This window comes from Pseudomonas sp. MDV22-iso1 (genome assembly GCF_058145095.1).
The window spans coordinates 89,335-107,553 of the sequence record NZ_JBYVMF010000008.1 but is presented as its reverse complement, the minus strand read 5'-3'; the positions used below and the strand labels follow the sequence as shown (position 1 = coordinate 107,553).

The 18,219-nt window shown below is 57.0% G+C and carries 16 protein-coding genes; 5 read left to right on the top strand and 11 right to left on the bottom strand.

Annotated features, from left to right (window positions below; translation table 11 throughout):
- Window positions 1-147: 147 nt before the first annotated feature.
- The 5 genes from AC3ZVB_RS11845 to AC3ZVB_RS11825 form a co-directional block, all read right to left on the bottom strand.
- Window positions 148-1,311 (bottom strand): type III PLP-dependent enzyme, encoded by a 1,164-nt coding sequence (locus tag AC3ZVB_RS11845; protein WP_162440776.1) that lies wholly within the window; start codon window positions 1,309-1,311, stop codon window positions 148-150.
- A 759-nt stretch (window positions 1,312-2,070) separates the two neighbouring features.
- Complete coding sequence (locus AC3ZVB_RS11840) at window positions 2,071-3,228, bottom strand: osmoprotectant ABC transporter ATP-binding protein OsmV (RefSeq protein WP_490146608.1); 1,158 nt, start codon at window positions 3,226-3,228, stop codon at window positions 2,071-2,073.
- Window positions 3,225-3,878, bottom strand: coding sequence for an ABC transporter permease (locus AC3ZVB_RS11835; RefSeq protein WP_162440778.1), 654 nt, complete (start codon window positions 3,876-3,878; stop codon window positions 3,225-3,227). The genes AC3ZVB_RS11840 and AC3ZVB_RS11835 overlap by 4 nt, the downstream gene beginning before the upstream one ends.
- Window positions 3,879-3,890: 12 nt before the next feature.
- The gene (locus AC3ZVB_RS11830) at window positions 3,891-4,799 is read right to left on the bottom strand and encodes a glycine betaine ABC transporter substrate-binding protein (RefSeq protein ID WP_490146607.1); all 909 of its coding nucleotides are present in this window, start codon (window positions 4,797-4,799) and stop codon (window positions 3,891-3,893) included.
- 20 nt (window positions 4,800-4,819) lie between these two features.
- Window positions 4,820-5,536, bottom strand: coding sequence for an ABC transporter permease (locus tag AC3ZVB_RS11825; RefSeq protein WP_162440780.1), 717 nt, complete (start codon window positions 5,534-5,536; stop codon window positions 4,820-4,822).
- A 365-nt stretch (window positions 5,537-5,901) separates the two neighbouring features.
- On the opposite strand from AC3ZVB_RS11825, the gene AC3ZVB_RS11820 reads away from it, so the two are divergent.
- Complete coding sequence (locus AC3ZVB_RS11820; RefSeq protein WP_162440781.1) at window positions 5,902-7,485, top strand: peptide chain release factor 3; 1,584 nt, start codon at window positions 5,902-5,904, stop codon at window positions 7,483-7,485.
- 128 nt (window positions 7,486-7,613) lie between these two features.
- Here AC3ZVB_RS11820 and AC3ZVB_RS11815 read toward each other — a convergent pair whose 3' ends face one another.
- Complete coding sequence (locus AC3ZVB_RS11815; RefSeq protein WP_490146606.1) at window positions 7,614-7,973, bottom strand: nuclear transport factor 2 family protein; 360 nt, start codon at window positions 7,971-7,973, stop codon at window positions 7,614-7,616.
- A gap of 201 nt (window positions 7,974-8,174) precedes the next feature.
- Between AC3ZVB_RS11815 and AC3ZVB_RS11810 the strand changes: the two genes are divergently transcribed.
- The 4 genes from AC3ZVB_RS11810 to AC3ZVB_RS11795 all read left to right on the top strand — a co-directional run bounded on the left by AC3ZVB_RS11810 (window position 8,175) and on the right by AC3ZVB_RS11795 (window position 12,397).
- Window positions 8,175-8,432 (top strand): hypothetical protein, encoded by a 258-nt coding sequence (locus AC3ZVB_RS11810; protein WP_490146605.1) that lies wholly within the window; start codon window positions 8,175-8,177, stop codon window positions 8,430-8,432.
- Between the two features lie 332 nt (window positions 8,433-8,764).
- Complete coding sequence (locus AC3ZVB_RS11805) at window positions 8,765-10,150, top strand: DUF6002 family protein (RefSeq protein WP_162440061.1); 1,386 nt, start codon at window positions 8,765-8,767, stop codon at window positions 10,148-10,150.
- Window positions 10,147-11,199: a hypothetical protein gene (locus AC3ZVB_RS11800; RefSeq protein WP_162440062.1), complete on the top strand. Its 1,053-nt coding sequence runs from the start codon at window positions 10,147-10,149 to the stop codon at window positions 11,197-11,199. Before AC3ZVB_RS11805 ends, AC3ZVB_RS11800 begins: the two co-directional genes overlap by 4 nt.
- Window positions 11,192-12,397: an MFS transporter gene (locus tag AC3ZVB_RS11795; RefSeq protein ID WP_490146604.1), complete on the top strand. Its 1,206-nt coding sequence runs from the start codon at window positions 11,192-11,194 to the stop codon at window positions 12,395-12,397. The genes AC3ZVB_RS11800 and AC3ZVB_RS11795 overlap by 8 nt, the downstream gene beginning before the upstream one ends.
- A 173-nt stretch (window positions 12,398-12,570) precedes the next feature.
- Here the strand turns inward: AC3ZVB_RS11795 and AC3ZVB_RS11790 are convergent, their stop codons facing one another.
- The 5 genes from AC3ZVB_RS11790 to AC3ZVB_RS11770 all read right to left on the bottom strand — a co-directional run bounded on the left by AC3ZVB_RS11790 (window position 12,571) and on the right by AC3ZVB_RS11770 (window position 18,144).
- Window positions 12,571-13,551, bottom strand: a complete 981-nt coding sequence (locus AC3ZVB_RS11790) for a peptide ABC transporter ATP-binding protein (protein ID WP_162440064.1) — start codon at window positions 13,549-13,551, stop codon at window positions 12,571-12,573.
- Complete coding sequence (locus AC3ZVB_RS11785) at window positions 13,551-14,519, bottom strand: ABC transporter ATP-binding protein (protein WP_162440065.1); 969 nt, start codon at window positions 14,517-14,519, stop codon at window positions 13,551-13,553. Before AC3ZVB_RS11785 ends, AC3ZVB_RS11790 begins: the two co-directional genes overlap by 1 nt.
- 10 nt (window positions 14,520-14,529) lie before the next feature.
- A complete protein-coding gene (locus tag AC3ZVB_RS11780; protein WP_162440066.1) occupies window positions 14,530-15,453 on the bottom strand; it encodes an ABC transporter permease subunit in 924 nt (307 codons plus the stop codon).
- A gap of 10 nt (window positions 15,454-15,463) precedes the next feature.
- Window positions 15,464-16,474, bottom strand: a complete 1,011-nt coding sequence (locus AC3ZVB_RS11775; RefSeq protein ID WP_017336505.1) for an ABC transporter permease subunit — start codon at window positions 16,472-16,474, stop codon at window positions 15,464-15,466.
- Between the two features lie 74 nt (window positions 16,475-16,548).
- Window positions 16,549-18,144, bottom strand: coding sequence for an ABC transporter substrate-binding protein (locus AC3ZVB_RS11770; RefSeq protein ID WP_194691421.1), 1,596 nt, complete (start codon window positions 18,142-18,144; stop codon window positions 16,549-16,551).
- Window positions 18,145-18,219: the final 75 nt, after the last annotated feature.

Here is an 18,219-nt window from a genome sequence, read left to right as displayed (position 1 = left end):
TTTGATCTTGCCTTTAAACACATGATCAAAAGATCGCAGCCTCGTTGCACTCGACAGCTCCTACAGGTGTCGGGTCGTTCCGGAGCGAATGGCAGACACAAAAAAGCCCATGACATGTCATGGGCTTTTTGATGGCTGCGCCGACGTTTACACGTAGAACGATTTCAGTGGCGGGAAGCCGTTGAATTCAACAGCGCTGTAGCTGGTGGTATAGGCACCGGTCGAGAGCCAATAGAGGCGGTCGCCAATGGCCAGGTTCAGCGGCAGGCCGTACTTGTAGTTCTCGTACATGATGTCGGCGCTGTCACAGGTCGGGCCGGCGATGACCACTTCTTCCATCTCGCCTTTCTTCTCGGTCCAGATCGGGAACTTGATGGCTTCGTCCATGGTTTCGATCAGGCCGGAGAACTTGCCCACATCCGTGTACACCCAGCGCTCGACGGCGGTACGGGATTTGCGCGCAACCAGCACCACTTCGCTGACCAGAATACCGGCGTTGGCAATCAACGAACGGCCTGGCTCCAGAATGATTTCCGGCAGTTCGTCACCGAAATCTTCCTTGAGGAAGCGGATGATTTCTTCGGCGTAGGTTTCCAGGCTGTTGGTGCGGGTGATGTAGTTGGCCGGGAAGCCACCGCCCATGTTGATCAGCTTCAGGTGGATACCGTCTTCTTCTTTCAGTCGCTCGAAGATCACTTTGACCTTGGCGATCGCCGCGTCCCACACGCTGATGTCGCGCTGTTGCGAGCCGACGTGGAACGAGATGCCGTAAGGCACCAGGCCCAGGTCGCGGGCGAGAATCAGCAGGTCCATGGCCATGTCGGTCTGGCAGCCGAATTTGCGCGACAAAGGCCAGTCAGCCGTGGTCGAGCCTTCGGTGAGGATGCGCACGTAGACTTTTGAACCCGGCGCGGCCTTGGCGATGTTGCGCAGGTCGGCTTCAGAGTCGGTGGAGAACAGGCGCACGCCCTTGTCATAGAAGTAGCGGATGTCTTTGGATTTCTTGATGGTGTTGCCGTAGCTGATACGGTCGGGGCTGACGCCACGGTCCATCACTTTGTCCAGCTCATAGATCGACGCGATGTCGAAGCTCGAGCCTTTCTCTTTGAGCAGGTCGATGATTTCGACGGCCGGGTTGGCCTTGACCGCGTAATAGACTTTGGCGAATTCGAAACCGGCGCGCAGGTCGTCATAGGCCTGGCTGATCATCGCGGTGTCGATCACCACGAACGGGGTTTCTTGCGTGTCGGCGAACGCCTTCAATTTGTTGAAGGTATCGCGCGCGTAATAGTCTTCGACGTTGATCGACATGCTGGGAACTCCTACTGGCAAACTAGATTAATCAATGGGTGCGAGGGTGTGTCATCAATGAAATCGCGAGTGCGTTGCGCCTGAGCGCGGGCCAGGCAAGGCGTAGGCCGCTGCTCATGGTCATTCCCTTCGCAAGGCCTGCAACGCAGCATGGCGCGCGCTCAGGCACAACCCGAAGGGCCGGGCCTGCTTTTGCGCAGGGCTGCGTTGCTCGTCCCTTATTTGGAACAACCAAACCGCGGGCCTCGCGCCTTGCCCTGCACAAAAGCAGGCTCCGGCGCACTCGTGATTTCATTGATGACACACCCTCCTGAACGTCCTCCGTATCCCCACTTTGGTTCGCCTACTTCCCAAGGCATGTCGCCGAAAGCAAAAAGGCCACGGGAGGTGCAGCTTCCCTTGGCCTTGCTGTCTCGTCGTCAGTACTTGAGCCGGATGGATCGTTTCCAGCATGGACGTTCGGCGCGAACTTTAGGGCGTGAGGGGCTTGAGATCAACAAAAAATGTCGCGTTTTTGCACGCTTCCGTCGTGCGGTCCCTGACAGCTACTGATGTAACCGACCTGCATGACAGTGTGATGTTCCCCGAATGGGGATTTTCGAAGGGATTGGTGGTGCTGTTGTGGCGAGGGGATTTATCCCCGTCCGGCTGCGAAGCAGTCGTAAAACCTTAGCGTGCGGTATATCAGGTACACCGTGGGTGCCGGTTTCAGGGCTGCTCCGCAGCCCAACGGGGATAAATCCCCTCGCCACAGGGTCGTCAGGCCAGCGCAGTCTCAGCTGGCGAAACAATACTGGTCTTGCCACCACGGGACTTGCCGGAGCTCAGATACTCGGCAATCGATTCCTGGGTCACTTCACCCAGGAACACCCGATCGGCATCCATCACCGGCAGCCACGAGCGATTGAACTCGTACATGCGCGACAGCAGGATGCGCAGATGTTCGTCGTACGCCGCCGTGGCGTTGAACTCGCGCAGGTACTGCGCGCACGTACCGGTCTGACGGTGCAGATCGCGACGTCGTACGTACCCGAGCGCCTTGTTCTCACCGTCGGTGACGACGACATAACGACGGTCATGCTCGTCCATCAGCTCCAGCGCATCTGCCACCGGCGTTTCCGGGCTCACGGACGGGGCGTTGTCCGCGGCGTCTTCGGCTTTTACCAGCAACAGACGCTTGAGCGTGCTGTCCTGGCCGACGAAATTACTGACAAATTCATCTGCCGGGTGCGCCAGCAACGTGTCCGGATGATCGATCTGCAACAGTTTGCCGGCACGGAAAATCGCAATCTTGTCACCCAGCTTGATCGCCTCGTCGATGTCGTGGCTGACCATGGTCACGGTCTTGTTCAGTGCACGTTGCATCTCGAAGAATTCGTTCTGGATCATCTCGCGGTTGATCGGGTCGACCGCGCCGAACGGTTCGTCCATCAACAGCAGTGGTGCATCTGCTGCCAGGGCGCGAATCACGCCGATCCGCTGCTGCTGGCCACCGGACAGTTCACGCGGATAGCGATTCAGATACTGCTTGGGCTCGAGCTTGATCATGCTCATCAACTCGCGGGCGCGGTCGTGGCATTTCTGTTTGTCCCAGCCCAGCAGGCGCGGAACGATGGTGATGTTTTCCTCGATGGTCATGTTCGGGAACAGACCGATCTGCTGGATCACATAACCAATGTTGCGACGCAGGGTGACGGCGTCGAGGTCGGTGGTGTCTTCGCCATTGATCAGGATCTTGCCGGAGGTCGGCTTGATCAGGCGGTTGATCATTTTCAGCGTGGTGCTTTTGCCGCAACCCGATGGCCCGAGGAACACACAGATCTCGCCTTCATTGACGGTCAGGCTTACCGAGTCCACGGCTTTTACGTCTTTGCCGTTGCTTTGGAAGGTCTTGCTGAGGTTTTGAAGTTCGATCATTTCAGGAGTCCTTTTGGAGTCAGCGTGCGTTGCAGCCATTGCAGTAGCAGGTCGGCGAAGATGGCCAGGAGACTGACCAGCACGGCGCCGACGATCAGCATCGACATATCGCTGCGGCTGATTGAAGCGAGAATAAGTACACCAAGGCCACCGGCACCGATGGTCGCGGCGATGGTCATGACACCAATGTTCATGACCACGGCGGTGCGCACACCGGCGAGGATTACCGGCACGGCGATCGGCAGTTCGACCATGCGCAGGCGCTGGCCGAAGGTCATGCCGATGCCGCGGGCGGCTTCGCGGATGCCCGGCTCAACGCCGGTCAGCGCCAGGTAGGTGTTACGCATGATCGGCAGCAGCGAGTACAGGAACACGGCGGTGATCGCTGGCATCGGGCCCAGGCCCTGGCCGAATTTCGAGTAGAACGGCAGCAGCAGGCCGAACAGGGCAATCGACGGCACGGTCAGCAGCACCGTGGCGCTGGCTTGCAACGGACCGGCGAGGCTCGGGAACCGGGTCATCAGGATGCCCAGCGGCACGCCGACGAGGATCGCCAAGGTCACCGCAATGCCGACCAGGGTGATGTGCTGCCAGGTCAGGTGCGCGACCTGCGCCCAGTCGAGATGGGAAAAGGCGTTCAAAAATTCCATGTCTTTTCCTCCTCAGTTGAGTGGGTGCTGGCGCAGGAAATCTGCGGCAACGGATGAAGGGCTTTCGTGGCCGACATCGACCCGCGCATTCAGCGTACGCATGGTGGCGTCATCGAACAGCTCAGCCAGCGGTTTGATTTCTTCCGCCAGTTTCGGATGGGCGCTCAAGTACTCCTGACGCACCACGGGTGCCGCGGTGTAGTCCGGGAAGTAGTGCTTGTCGTCCTCCAGCAGTTTGAGCTTGAAGGCGTTCAAACGACCGTCTGTGGTGTAGACCAGACCGGCAAACACCTGACCATTACGCAAGGCGGTGTAGACCAGCCCGGCGTCCATCTGGCGGGTGTTTTTACGGGTGAGGTTCATGCCGTAGAGGTCGACCATGCCGGCCATGCCGTCGGAACGGTTGGCGAACTCGGTGTCCAGAGCCACGAGGTGGTTGGTCTTCGCCTCAGCCTGCATCACCGTGTTCAGCTCGCTGATGGTGTTGATCTGCGGATAAGCCTTCGCGGTTTTTTCCGGCAGGGCCAGGGCGTAGGTGTTGCTGAACCTCGACGGCGTCAGCCAGACCAGGCCTTTTTTCGCGTCAAGTTCTTTCACCTTGGCGTAGGACTGAGCGCTGTCGAGTTTGTCGGTGATGTGGTTGTAAGCCACCAGCGACACGCCGGTGTATTCCCATATCAGGTCCAGTTGGCCGCTTTCCTGAGCGCTGCGGGCGAGGTTACTACCCAGACCACCAGTCACCTGGGTGTCATAACCCTTGGTGCGCAGGTACTGGGACGTGATTTCCGCGAGCAGGGTTTGCTCGGTGAACACCCGGGCGCCGATACGGATCACGGGTTTCTCTGCGGCTTGGGCAACTCCTGCAAACAGCAGGGCACAGCCCAGTAACAAGCCGAACTTCTTTGAAAAGTAGGTCTTCATGATTATTCCTTTGCCGAGGCTTAAGACGGGCGTAGGCCGCGTTCGAGCCAGAGACGACTGGCCAGTATCACCAGGCCGTCGAGCAGCAAGGCCAGCAGGGCGGTGCAGGCCGCGCCGAGCATTAGTTGCGGCTGATTGTTCAGGGCGATGCCAGGGAAAATCAGACTGCCCAGGCTATTGGCGCCGATCAGGAACGCCAAAGGCGCAGTACCCACGTTGATCGCCAGGGCGACACGCACACCACCAATGATGATCGGCACCGCATTCGGCAGTTCAACCCGCCACAGCACCTGAGCCGGTGTCATGCCGATGCCGACGGCCGCTTCCTTGAGTGAACCCTGGACGTTTTTCAGCCCTTCGTAGGTATTGCGCACAATCGGCAAGAGCGAGGCGAGGAACAGGGCGAAGATCGCAGGGCCGCTGCCGATGCCGAGGATACCCAGGGCGATGGCCAGTACGGCGAGAGGCGGCACGGTGTTGCCGATGTTGAAGATCTGCATGAAGCGTTCGGCGCGTCCAACCATGGTCGGGCGGCTGAGGAAGATACCGGCGGGTATGCCCACGACAAGGGCGGCCAGCATGGAGACAATCACAAGAATCAAATGAGCTTGCAGGTAAAACAACAAATCGTCGCGGTAATGTTCGATCGTGTTGATGCCGATCCAGTGGACCAGCAGGGCCAGAAGGGCGACGACAACCGCTCCTCCTATCAGCCCTTTGCCATAGCGAATAGCCACAGGCGGACTCCTTTTTTTCTTTGTCGGCGAACGCAGTCCCGTGTGGCAATGCCATTCCTGGCTGCCGGGTGTTTGGCGTTCGCGAGAAGCAGCTCGTTCTATGTCCGCAAAGGGACATGAATCGGGCCATAAGCGCAGCCTCGTCAGGCTAACTTGCTGATTTATCAGCCCCTGGTACGAGTGCAGTAACAGGGGAGTGGACGTCTGCACCTTTTAAAAGGTTCCATATTTAGCAGCAATTAGCCACCCTTGATGGCCCAACGGTCCCGTTAATCGCCGTGGGCGACTGGGTGAACGGTGGTCTGTCGAGGTCGGTTTGCGCTATACTCGCCGCCCTTTTTTGAATCACCGCCAGGCGATTTCCCATGACCAAACAGGCCGCCGAAGTCGCGAAACGCCGCACTTTCGCCATTATTTCCCACCCCGATGCGGGTAAGACCACCATCACCGAGAAGCTCTTGCTGATGGGCAAGGCGATTGCGATTGCGGGCACGGTGAAGTCGCGTAAATCCGACCGCCATGCCACCTCCGACTGGATGGAAATGGAAAAGCAGCGGGGTATCTCCATTACCACGTCGGTCATGCAGTTTCCGTATCGCGATCACATGATCAACCTGCTCGACACCCCGGGCCACGAAGACTTCTCCGAAGATACCTACCGCACCCTGACGGCGGTCGACTCGGCATTGATGGTTCTCGACGGCGGTAAGGGCGTAGAGCCACGGACCATCGCGCTGATGGACGTCTGCCGTCTGCGTGACACGCCCATTGTCAGCTTCATCAACAAACTCGACCGTGACATCCGCGACCCGATCGAACTGCTCGACGAAATCGAAGCCGTCCTGAAGATCAAGGCCGCGCCAATCACCTGGCCGATCGGTTGCTACCGCGACTTCAAAGGCGTTTATCACCTCGCCGACGACTACATCATCGTGTACACCGCCGGCCACGGCCATGAGCGCACCGAGGTGAAAATCATCGAGAAGCTCGACTCCGATGAAGCCCGCGCGCACTTGGGCGACGAGTACGATCGCTTCGTCGATCAGCTGGAGCTGGTGCAAGGCGCCTGCCATGAATTCAATCAGCAGGAATTCCTCGACGGCCAGCTGACGCCGGTGTTCTTCGGTACCGCACTGGGTAACTTTGGTGTCGATCACGTGCTCGACGCGGTGGTCAACTGGGCGCCGAAACCGCTTGCCCGTGTCGCCAACGAACGCACCGTAGAGCCGATCGAAGAGAAATTCGCCGGCTTCGTGTTCAAGATCCAGGCGAACATGGACCCGAAACACCGCGACCGTATTGCCTTCATGCGTATCTGCTCCGGCAAGTACGAGAAAGGCATGAAGATGCGCCATGTGCGTACCGGCAAAGACGTGCGGATCGGCGATGCCCTGACGTTCTTCTCCTCCGAACGTGAGCAGCTTGAAGAAGCCTTCGCGGGCGACATTATCGGCCTGCACAACCACGGCACCATCCAGATCGGCGACACCTTCACCGAAGGCGAAGTCCTGGGCTTCACCGGTATCCCGCACTTCGCCCCGGAACTGTTCCGCCGCGTACGCCTGCGCGATCCGCTGAAATCCAAGCAACTGCGCCAGGGTTTGCAGCAACTGGCGGAAGAGGGCGCCACCCAGGTGTTCTTCCCCGAGCGCAGCAACGACATCATCCTCGGCGCCGTCGGCGTGCTGCAGTTCGATGTAGTCGCCAGCCGCCTCAAAGAGGAATACAAGGTCGAATGCTCCTACGAGCCGATCACCGTGTACTCCGCGCGCTGGATCGATTGCAGCGATAAGAAGAAGCTCGAAGAGTTCAGCATCAAGGCCGTGGAAAACCTCGCCATCGACGGCGGCGGTCACCTGACCTACCTGGCCCCGACTCGGGTCAACCTGGCGCTGATGGAAGAGCGCTGGCCGGACGTGAAATTCCGCGCGACGCGTGAGCATCACTAAGCGCTGATCCGAAACACCAAAACCCCGTTTCGAAAGCTGCGGGGTTTTTTGTGGCTGAACACAATCCCTGTAGGAGCGAGCCTGCTCGCGATGGCAACGGATCATTCAACATTCATGTTGACTGACACTCAGTCATCGCGAGCAGGCTCGCTCCTAGACGTTTTATGTTGACAGTCGTTACGGGGAATCAATGTTCCTTGATGAAAAACCATCTGCCATCGATCACCCTGCAGGCGCCAGATCGAGCTACGCAAGCTTGTGACGGGAGTGATGGAGCCGGTGTGACAGTGATAGGTCACCAATGCCGTGTTGGGTGAGAGCTGCTTGACTGCGAACTCGCTGATGGTCCGTGGGGTAAAGGGTTGATCAGGCAGGTGCTCGACGATGTCGGCTTTGTACCAGACGCCGCCGCTGGCGCCGAATTCCGTGAAGTCGTCGGCGATCAGGCCCGAGATAACCTCGGCATTGCTTCGAGTAGCCTGCGACATCAGGCATTGCTCCTACGAGAATCCCTTCCTTCGTAAATAACCAATCGCCCTAATGATTATGCAAAACCAGTCTGGCGATCATTGGCATTTCCACCCATTCGTTAGCGTCCTATCTGGAGAACCGAGTCAATCGGAACTAGATTTCATTCAGCGCCCACACAGGCACTTCCATGCTTCACCCTTAAAAGGATGGATTCAGCTATGAGCATTTTTCAACGCATTGTGCTGTTGCTTAAGGTTTTGGTGATGCTGGCCGTCGGCATGTCAGCGGCGTGGGCCGAATGCCCGGAAAAGGGTGAGCACGCGTCGAGCGGGCAGGTGGTGCATACGGGCATGATGATCGCCAAGTCCGAATCGGAACCGGGGGATAAAGGCCAGGGTGGCAGCGCGGACGATGATGACTCCACCACCGATGAGCCGGACTCCGATGACCCGGATGAAGGCGATAGCCAAACGTAAATCCCAGGCAAAAGAAAACCCCTTCTCCCCCGACTGATGCGCAGCCGGGGTGGAAGGGGGTCGTGGAGAATTCAAGTTAAATTGTGTTTGCGGGCTTGCTGTGACAAACCGTTGGATTGCTCGGGGAAACGACACACAAACCACATGTTTTGAGGTTTGAGAGCATCAGATGTCGAATTGAGTAGGGCTTGTCTGTAGGGCTTTTTTCCAAAATTCGTAGCCCGACTCTTTTTCTGAGTGATTGAAGCGTTTTAACCCAGGACAACGAAATTGTTGGCGTCTAGCTTTCAGAAGACATCGCATTTAGCGACTATTCATGGGAGCGAAGAACAATGGATGTAGTGAAATCAGATAAGTCCGCGCAGGTAACGCTCGAGGTTAATACGCCAATTTCCGTTTTAGAGCGTTATTACGATCTGATCGTCAGCAGTGCGACTAATTTTGAAGTCGACCACTGCAGCGATGCATTTGAGCCAGCTATGAAGTTGCCTCAGCTGGATAGCCGCATGCAAAGCTTTCTCTCTGTCGCTACCGCGCAATTTTTTGAGATAGGCTGTTACCGAGGGATACCACTCCGATTGTTCGATTTGAGACAAAATGTTAGCACTCAAACAACAAAGACCTTCGCCTCTACACTGATTGTTGCGCGCGCTATTCGTCATATCCAGGACACCGGCGACAGCATTTTGTTGTTTTCTCCTTCGTCCGGTAACAAAGCCATTGCGCTCCGCGACGCAGTTCTACGTGCATTAAAAGCCAAACTTGTGCATCCAGAGCAATTGCGCATTGTTACGTTAACTCCTTCGCAAACCATCGGGAAAATTCGTAGAACTGAACTTTATGATGACGATCAGTTGCGTGCATTGAACCCGGTTTTCATTCTGGATGCCACTTCGCCTGAAGCAGTTAAGGTTGTGGGGCAGCAGTTCAAAGAACTCTTCAGTCATAATCCTTTAGGTGAGTTGAAGCTGTGGCACTCCCTCCGGCTTGAGAATTACCGGTTCTCTGATCAGGCTCGGGCTTTCTTCGACTTTGAGTATGGTGATGCATGGGACACTGACCGGAAGACAGTACATGTGCATGCAGTGTCGAGTGCATATGGTCTTCTAGGATACTGTTCAGGCGTTGAGGTACTAAAACAACAGAACAAACCGGTGTCTACACCTTCATTTCTGCTGGTTCAGCATCTCGCTACTAGTGACATGGTGCTTCATTTACTCGACGGGAACTTCGAAGGTGCATCTACGCCAAGTTACAAGCAGTCTTCAAACGGTCTATGGACTCAATCGGGTTCTCCATATTTCCCTACGACAACCTGGAGCCCCGACGAAATTCTGGAACCTACGTTTTATACGCACCTTCCGGCTACCGCCACTGAAATGTCTGGATTGGTGAAAGCCAATGGGGGGGCGGGAATTGTCGTATCGCTCTATGAGTGCATGCAGCGCTACAGCGAGTGTGCCCAGTTGCTGACGAGTACGCCTGTCAAACTCCCAGCGGACCCAAGAGATCTAAAAGAGTGGTCATTGGTGATGGCGCTGACAGGTTGCTTGAATGCAATTGACCGACAGTTACTGATAGGTATGGACGGATGCACTATTCATGCATCTGGCTCCTATTGTCGACAGGATTACGAAGCCATGCCCACAGATGGACTATCATTCGTGAGCAGTGCAGAAGAGATGATGGAAAAGCTCTGCGGTACCTATAAGTCATGATTGCTGATCTTTCAGTAAGTCAGAAGTCACTCTGCCATTTTCGCATCTACACGGGGAGCACCAAAGCTGGAATGCCGGCGCGCCTTGTATATGTCGGGATGGTAGAAGGACTTCTCTACATCGCGCCATTTGTGGATGAATGTTTTTTTGAACACTCATCTGTAGATCAGGAAGGTATTTTGGAATGGGAACATCTTTCGTTGTTTATTGACGAGAAACAAGCCGATATGACCTTGTTAATGGCCGTGTCAGATGTAGTGAAGCAATGCCAGCGGCCAGGTGATGTTATAGGGCTTAGCAGAATTCACCAAAGCGTTGATGTTTCTACTGGGTGGAGCGCTGTGTTGGATGAGTTCTCCAATCGAGAGAACAAGCGCCACGCTCAATTGGTTGAGCAAGGTTTCTCTTTCGATGTGTCACTTGAGGATAAAGATTTCTTCTCCTTTTACCATTCTATGCATACCCCAACGATGAACGCTCGCTATGGACCATTTGCACGGAGTGTACAAGAGCAAGTGGCTTATCTGGACTTGTTCAAGCGCGGCATGCTGTTCCGTGTACATTTGAATGGTAAATGGGTCGCTGGGAGTGTTTCGCAGCTAGATAAACCGAAGCGCACCTTGAATGCACGCTTGATAGGGGTCGATGGTGGTGCCGCGATTTTTCGGAGAAATGGAGCTCAGAATTTTGTTTATCACGCGATTTTGGAGTGGGCGTCCAATCAACCGCTTATTGATCGTGTTGACTTCCAAGGCTGTGAACCGTTTTTGAGTAAAGGGACTTTCCAATACAAGAAACGCTTCGGGGCACGGGCTGTCATCCCAGATAATGTGTTCGGTCAATCTCGATTACTCATTCGAGTGCCAGCGCTTTGTGCTTCATCCAGACAATTCCTGATAAACAACCCTTTGATTGGCCTTGATGCTCAAGGGCAGTTGCAAGCGCAGTACTTTTTCGATGCCGATCACGGGATCCGCTCGGACATTCCTTTTGCTTCAAAGGGTATTCATAGCCAAGTGAGCCACAACCTGGACCGGTGGCATGACTAATCGGCTTGTTCATTTGATACGGCTGGATGGCTATTTCTGTGCGATGGCCTGGATGCTTGCTGCGTTGATTTTCATCAGCCGGTTGAGTGCCATGGTCAAACTGTTCATGGCGTTGTATCTACGTCAGGAACTCGGGCTGACAATCGAGACTGTTGGCTGGTTGTTATCCGGTTACGGCGCCGGGTTGCTGATCGGGTCAATGGGCGGAGGACTGCTGAGTGATCATTTTTCAACCACCCGCCTGACTGCTTTGCTGTTTTTTGTCTCGGTATGGATATTGGTCTTGCTGGGGCTGATTACCGATGTGTCATTGCTGGCGGGATTGCTGCTGGTAAGCGGTGCACTCGATGGTGCGATTCGTACGTTGCATCAACGTTTGATTATGGAGTATTGCCAGTTAGCGCAACGCGCTCGTGCGCAGTCGTTAAGTCGTGTTGCCAGCAATCTGGGTATGGCGGTAGCCGGTGCGATGGGCGGAGTTCTGGCGCAGTCTGATTTCCGGTTAATATTTTTCCTCAGTGCAGGCATGACGCTGATGGCGTTGGTCTGGTTTGTCCGGGCAACCCTCCATCGTGCAGTTCTGATCCATGATGAAACCACTGGCACGCCTTCGGGTTCCTCCGCCCCTTTCAGGGACAAGCCTTTTCTCTGGCTGTTGGCGGCTTCTGTGGTACTCGGCCTAGCCTTCGAGCCGGTCTACAGCATGCTGGGTAACTATCTACTCGACTACTATCGGTTGGGTACTGAAGTCATAGGGTGGCAGTTTGCACTCAATGCCGTATTGGTCGTGCTGCTGCAAATCCCGTTATCACATTGGAGCGAGCAGTGGGGCGCGCGACGACAGTTGTTGGCTGGCAGCGTGTTGCTGGCTTGCGGCTTGGGAATGCTTCCTTTAGGTTCCGGGATACTCTACGTCTGCCTCTCGACCACGATTTGGACGCTTGGCGAAATACTGTTCATGCCCACCCTGAACGTGCTGGTTATGCAACGTGCCCAAGCAGGGAAAAGTGGTCATTACTTCGGTCTTTTCTCCACGTTCTGGAGTGCTAGTGTGCTGCTATCACCCGCGCTTGGAGGGCAGTTGTATGGCCATTTCGGTGGGCATAGCGTCTGGTTCGCAAGTTCGACTCTGGCGCTGTTCTCCATGCCACTGATTTATCAAGCCACTCGCTTATCGAGAGTGGGATCGCAACGATGATTGCGGGGTGCCGGTTCCGGCCAACGACAACGAACGGGTTTAGACGGCAATAGCCATGTAAAGCGAAGCCAAAAGAAAACCCCTTCAACCCCGACTGATGCGCAGCCGGAGTGAAAGGGGTTAGTGAAGCATGCAACTACCACTGTGGGAGCGGGCTAGCCTACGCCCACTTTTTACGCCGCGCCGTCCAGGAACTGCTCGGCGTAGTGGCAAGCCACCTGCCGGCTGTCGAGCAGGCGCAGGGCCGGTTCTTCAGTGCTGCAGCGCTCGGTGGCGTACGGGCAGCGCTTGTGGAAGGCGCAGCCGGAAGGCGGGTTCAGCGGGTTGGGAAGTTCGCCGACAATCTTGATCTTCGGCTTGTTCGGGTCCGGGTGAATGGTCGGGGTGGCCGACAGCAATGCCTGGGTATACGGGTGCAGAGGACGGGCATAGATGTCGTTCTTCGGGCCCATTTCCACCGGGCGACCGAGGTACATCACCATCACGTCATCGGCGACGTGTTGCACGACCGCCAGGTTGTGGGAGATGAACACGTAGGCGGTGTTGAACTCCTGCTGCAGGTCCATGAACAGGTTTAGTACCTGAGCCTGAATCGACACGTCCAGTGCGGAAGTCGGTTCGTCCGCCACCAGCACTTTCGGCTGCAGCATCATGGCGCGCGCGAGGGCGATCCGTTGGCGCTGGCCGCCGGAGAACATGTGCGGGTAACGCTGATAATGCTCAGGGCGCAAACCCACTTGCTTCATCATCGCCTGCACTTTCTCGCGACGTTCAGCCGCCGACAGATTGGTGTTGATCAGCAGCGGTTCGCCGAGTTGATCACCGACTTTCTGCCGGGGGTTCAACGACGCGTACGGGCTTTGGAAAACCATCTGCACGTCTTTGCGCAGTTGCTTGCGCTGAGCTTTGTCAGCACCGGTGACTTCTTGCCCGGCGATTTTCAAGGAGCCGGAAGATGGCTCCTCGATCAGCGTCAACGCACGCGCCAGGGTGGACTTGCCGCAACCCGATTCACCCACGACAGCGAGGGTCTTGCCGGCTTCCAGTTCGAACGACACACCGTTGAGGGCGCGTACGGTCGCATGGCCCTTGAACAGGCCACGGGACACTTCGTAGTGACGGGTCAGGTCGCGGGCGGTAAGTACGACGGCCATTACGCCACCTCCTGGTTCAGCGGGTAGAAGCAGCGGGCGAGGCTGTTGCTTTTCGGGTCAAGGGCCGGGCGTTGGGTGCGGCAATTCTCTTGCACATACGGGCAGCGCGGCGACAACAGGCAACCCTGCGGGCGGTCGTAACGACCAGGAACGATGCCCGGCAATGTCGACAGGCGTGACGCGCCGAGACTGTGTTCCGGAATCGCCTTGAGCAGCGCTTCGCTGTACGGGTGTGCCGGGATGTCGAACAACTGCGGTACCTGACCGACTTCCACCGCCTGACCGGCGTACATCACGCACACACGCTGAGCGGTTTCGGCCACGACGGCGAGGTCGTGGGTGATCAGCACCAGGCCCATGTTCTGCTCTTTCTGCAACGCCAGCAGCAAGTCCATGATCTGTGCCTGAATCGTCACGTCCAGTGCCGTGGTCGGTTCATCGGCAATCAGCAGTTTCGGTTCGCCGGCAATCGCCATGGCGATCGCGACACGCTGGCTCATACCGCCGGAGAGTTGATGCGGGTAGGCGTCCATACGGCTCGCAGCGCCCGGGATCTCAACTTTTTCCAGCAGTTCGATGGCGCGTTTGCGCGCTTGTTTGCCTGACATTTTCAGGTGCAGGCGCAGCACTTCTTCGATCTGGAAGCCGACGGTGTAGCTCGGGTTCAGCGCGGTCATCGGGTCCTGGAAAACCATCGCCAGGTCTTTGCCGACGATTTGCCGACGCTGTCGGTTGCTGAGCTTGAGCATGTTCTTGCCATCGAAATTCAGGGCGTCGGCGGTGACGATCCCTGGATGTTCGATCAGGCCCATCAGCGCCATCATGGTCACGGACTTGCCGGACCCTGATTCGCCAACGATGGCCAGGACTTCACCCTTGTCCACAGAAATGTCGAGACCGTCGACCACCGGAACAGCGTTCTTGTCGCCAAAGCGAACGTTGAGATTCTTGATTTCTAGCAATGACATTTGAATCTCCTCAGGCGGCGTTCTTGAGTTTCGGGTCCAGCGCATCGCGCAAGCCGTCACCCATCAAGTTGATTGCCAGCACGCTGAGCAAAATGGTCAAACCAGGCAGACTCACGACCCACCAGGCGCGTTCGATGTAGTCGCGAGCCGAAGCCAGCATGGTGCCCCACTCAGGGGTTGGCGGTTGTACGCCAAGGCCGAGAAAGCCCAGTGCAGCGGCATCGAGAATCGCCGAGGAGAAGCTCAAGGTCGCCTGAACGATCAGTGGCGCCATGCAGTTAGGCAGCACGGTCACGAACATCAGTCGTGGCAGACCGGCACCGGCAAGGCGCGCGGCGGTCACGTAGTCGCGGTTCAGTTCGCCCATTACCGCAGCGCGGGTCAGACGAACATAGGACGGCAACGAAACCACGGCGATCGCAATAATGGTGTTGATCAGGCCAGGGCCGAGGATGGCGACAATCGCCACTGCCAAGAGCAGGGACGGCAGGGCCAGCATGATGTCCATCAGACGCATGATGGTCGGGCCAAGCAAACGCGGGAAGAACCCGGCGAACAGACCCAGGAGGATGCCCGGAATCAGCGACATCACTACCGATGACAAGCCGATCAGCAGCGACAGGCGCGAACCATGGATCAGCCGCGACAGCAGGTCGCGACCCAGTTCATCGGTGCCGAGCAGGAACTGCAACTGCCCACCTTCCAGCCACGACGGCGGGGTCAGCAGGAAATCACGGTATTGCTCGCTCGGGTTATGCGGCGCAACCCACGGCGCGAAAAGCGCGCAGAAGACCACGAGCAGCATGAACAACAAGCCGGCAACAGCGCCTTTGTTCTTGGAGAACGCTTGCCAGAATTCTTTGTACGGAGACGGGTACAGCAGGCTTTGATCGACTGCTACCGCTTGATTTGCAGTTGAAGCTGGAGTGGTCATGGTCATGATCTCAGCGCTGGTGACGGATGCGTGGGTTGGCAAAGCCGTAGAGGATGTCCACTACGAAGTTGACCAGAATCACCAGGCAGGCGATTAACAGGATGCCGTTCTGCACCACGGGATAATCCCGTGCGCCAATGGCTTCGATGAGCCATTTGCCGATGCCGGGCCACGAGAAAATGGTTTCGGTCAGGACCGCACCGGCCAGCAGTGTGCCGACTTGCAGGCCGACCACCGTCAGTACCGGAATCAGCGCGTTACGCAAACCATGGACGAACACCACGCGCGAAGGCGACAGGCCTTTGGCGCGGGCGGTGCGGATGTAGTCTTCACGCAGCACTTCGAGCATCGAAGAACGGGTCATCCGCGCGATCACAGCCAGCGGGATGGTGCCGAGCACGATGGCCGGCAGGATCAGGTGGTGCAGGGCATCGAAGAATGCGCCCACATCATCGGCCAGCAGGGTGTCGATGAGCATGAAACCGGTGCGGGGCTCGATGTCATAGAGCAGGTCGATCCGTCCGGACACCGGGGTCCAGCCCAGGGACACCGAGAAGAACATGATCAGGATCAGGCCCCACCAGAAGATCGGCATCGAATATCCCGCCAGGGAGATGCCCATCACCCCATGGTCGAACAGGGATCCTCGCTTGAGTGCCGCGATCACCCCGGCCAGGAGGCCCAGGATGCCGGCGAACAACAGGGCGGCCATGGACAGCTCCAGGGTCGCAGGGAATAGAGAAGTGAATTCACTCCAGACGCTTTCACGGGTACGCAGGGATTCGCCGAGATCGCCGTGGGCCAGTTTGCCAATGTAATCCAGGTATTGGGCATACAGGGGTTTGTTGAGACCTAGGCGTTCCATTGCCTGAGCATGCATTTCGGGGTCGACTCTGCGTTCGCCCATCATTACTTCCACGGGGTCGCCTGGAATCATGCGAATCAACGCGAAAGTCAGCAAGGTGATGCCGAAGAACGTGGGGATCAGTAACCCCAATCGGCGGGCAATAAAACTAAACATCTTGTGGTGTACCTCATCAGCCGGTTAGGCGTGCCCGGTATCCCTGGGGTCAGGGACACCGGGAGTTTTCTTATCTACTTCACCTGGGTGGTGGCGAAGTTATTAGTGGTGAGAGGGCTGATGTGATAGCCCTCTACGTTCTTGCGCATTGCAGTAAACATACGGGTGTGTGCCAAGGCGATCCAAGGCTGGTCCTGGTTGAAAATCTCCTGTGCCTGCTCATAGAGCGCTGCGCGTTCGTCCGGGTTCACTTTAGCCCGGGCTTCGTCGAGCAGCGCCTGAAACTTCTCGTTACACCAGCGCGCGTAGTTTTCGCCGTTTTTGGCCGCCTCGCAACTGAGCATAGGCGTCAGGAAGTTATCCGGGTCACCGTTATCACCCGCCCATCCGGCTGCCACCATGTCGTGTTCGCCATTTTTGGCGCGCTTGAGCATCTCGCCCCATTCCATGACGCGGATGTCGAGCTTGATCCCGACCTTGGCCAGATCCGCCTGCATCATCTGCGCGGCGAGCATCGGGTTAGGGTTGGTCGCACCCCCGCCATTGCGCGTGAACAGGGTAAATACAGTGCCCTCTGGCACGCCGGCTTCCTTGAGCAGGGCGCGGGCCTTATCCAGGTCGCGAGGCGGGTTGGTCAGTTTGTGGTTGTAGCCCAGCAGGGTGTCAGGGTACGGGTTGACCGCCACGGTGGCATTGCCTTTGCCAAACAGTGCGTTGACCGCTGCGGCTTTGTCGAAGGCGATGTCGATGGCTTTGCGTACGCGTACATCACTCATGTACTTGTGCGAGGTGTTCATGGCGATGTACGAAACGGTCATCGCGTTCATTTCATCAACCTTCAGGTTGGTGTCTTTCTTGATGCTCGGGATGTCATCCGGTTTTGGATACAGCGCGATCTGGCACTCGTTGGCCTTGAGCTTTTGCAGGCGCACGTTGTTGTCGGTGCCGATAGCCAGGATCAGCGCGTCTGCCGGAGGCTTGCCACGGAAGTAGTCCGGGTTGGCCTTGAAACGGACCTGGGCGTCCTTGTTGTAACGCTGAAAAACAAACGGGCCAGTACCGACCGGTTTGTTGTTCAGGTCGCCCATCTTGTCGGCCTTGACCAACTGGTCGGCGTACTCGGCAGAGTAGATCGACGCGAAGGCCATGGCGACGTCGGCCAGGAACGGTGCTTCGCGGCGGGTCAGGGTAAACTTGACGGTGTTGTCGTCAACCTTCTCGACGCTTTTGAGCAGCTCTTTGAAGCCCATGCTTTCAAAGTAGGGGAAGCCCACGGTCGACTGTTTATGCCAGGGGTGATTCGGGTCCAGCTGGCGCTGAAAACTCCAAAGCACGTCATCGGCATTCATGTCGCGGGTCGGCTTGAAATAGTCGGTGGTGTGGAACTTGACGCCTTTGCGCAGGTGGAACGTGTAGGTCAGCCCGTCTTCGCTGATGTCCCAGGACTCGGCCAGCGCCGGAATCACTTCAGTGGTACCCGGCTTGAAATCGGCCAGGCGATTGAAGATGGTTTCAGCTGCGGCGTCGGCGGTGACTGCAGTCGTGTACAGGGCCGTGTCGAAGCCTTCCGGGCTGTTCTCGGTACAAACCACCAAGGGTTTGGCCGAGACGCCGACAGCGACACTCAGCAACGCGGCAGCGATGGCCGCACGTAGGGGAAGCATTTTCATCAAGAACCCTCTGCAATCAGGTGAAAGGCAAACGCCGAACGGTCGATTCATCGCTGAATCAGCCGTTCGGCAGGC

Excerpts from the sequence above, each read along its gene's own strand:
- AC3ZVB_RS11845 (WP_162440776.1), bottom strand. The coding sequence starts at position 1,311 with ATGTCGATCAACGTCGAAGACTATTACGCGCGCGATACCTTCAACAAA.
- AC3ZVB_RS11840 (WP_490146608.1), bottom strand. The coding sequence starts at position 3,228 with ATGATCGAACTTCAAAACCTCAGCAAGACCTTCCAAAGCAACGGCAAA.
- AC3ZVB_RS11835 (WP_162440778.1), bottom strand. The coding sequence starts at position 3,878 with ATGGAATTTTTGAACGCCTTTTCCCATCTCGACTGGGCGCAGGTCGCG.
- AC3ZVB_RS11830 (WP_490146607.1), bottom strand. The coding sequence starts at position 4,799 with ATGAAGACCTACTTTTCAAAGAAGTTCGGCTTGTTACTGGGCTGTGCC.
- AC3ZVB_RS11820 (WP_162440781.1), top strand. The coding sequence starts at position 5,902 with ATGACCAAACAGGCCGCCGAAGTCGCGAAACGCCGCACTTTCGCCATT.
- AC3ZVB_RS11815 (WP_490146606.1), bottom strand. The coding sequence starts at position 7,973 with ATGTCGCAGGCTACTCGAAGCAATGCCGAGGTTATCTCGGGCCTGATC.
- AC3ZVB_RS11810 (WP_490146605.1), top strand. The coding sequence starts at position 8,175 with ATGAGCATTTTTCAACGCATTGTGCTGTTGCTTAAGGTTTTGGTGATG.
- AC3ZVB_RS11805 (WP_162440061.1), top strand. The coding sequence starts at position 8,765 with ATGGATGTAGTGAAATCAGATAAGTCCGCGCAGGTAACGCTCGAGGTT.
- AC3ZVB_RS11800 (WP_162440062.1), top strand. The coding sequence starts at position 10,147 with ATGATTGCTGATCTTTCAGTAAGTCAGAAGTCACTCTGCCATTTTCGC.
- AC3ZVB_RS11795 (WP_490146604.1), top strand. The coding sequence starts at position 11,192 with ATGACTAATCGGCTTGTTCATTTGATACGGCTGGATGGCTATTTCTGT.
- AC3ZVB_RS11790 (WP_162440064.1), bottom strand. The coding sequence starts at position 13,551 with ATGGCCGTCGTACTTACCGCCCGCGACCTGACCCGTCACTACGAAGTG.
- AC3ZVB_RS11785 (WP_162440065.1), bottom strand. The coding sequence starts at position 14,519 with ATGTCATTGCTAGAAATCAAGAATCTCAACGTTCGCTTTGGCGACAAG.
- AC3ZVB_RS11780 (WP_162440066.1), bottom strand. The coding sequence starts at position 15,453 with ATGACCACTCCAGCTTCAACTGCAAATCAAGCGGTAGCAGTCGATCAA.
- AC3ZVB_RS11775 (WP_017336505.1), bottom strand. The coding sequence starts at position 16,474 with ATGTTTAGTTTTATTGCCCGCCGATTGGGGTTACTGATCCCCACGTTC.
- AC3ZVB_RS11770 (WP_194691421.1), bottom strand. The coding sequence starts at position 18,144 with ATGAAAATGCTTCCCCTACGTGCGGCCATCGCTGCCGCGTTGCTGAGT.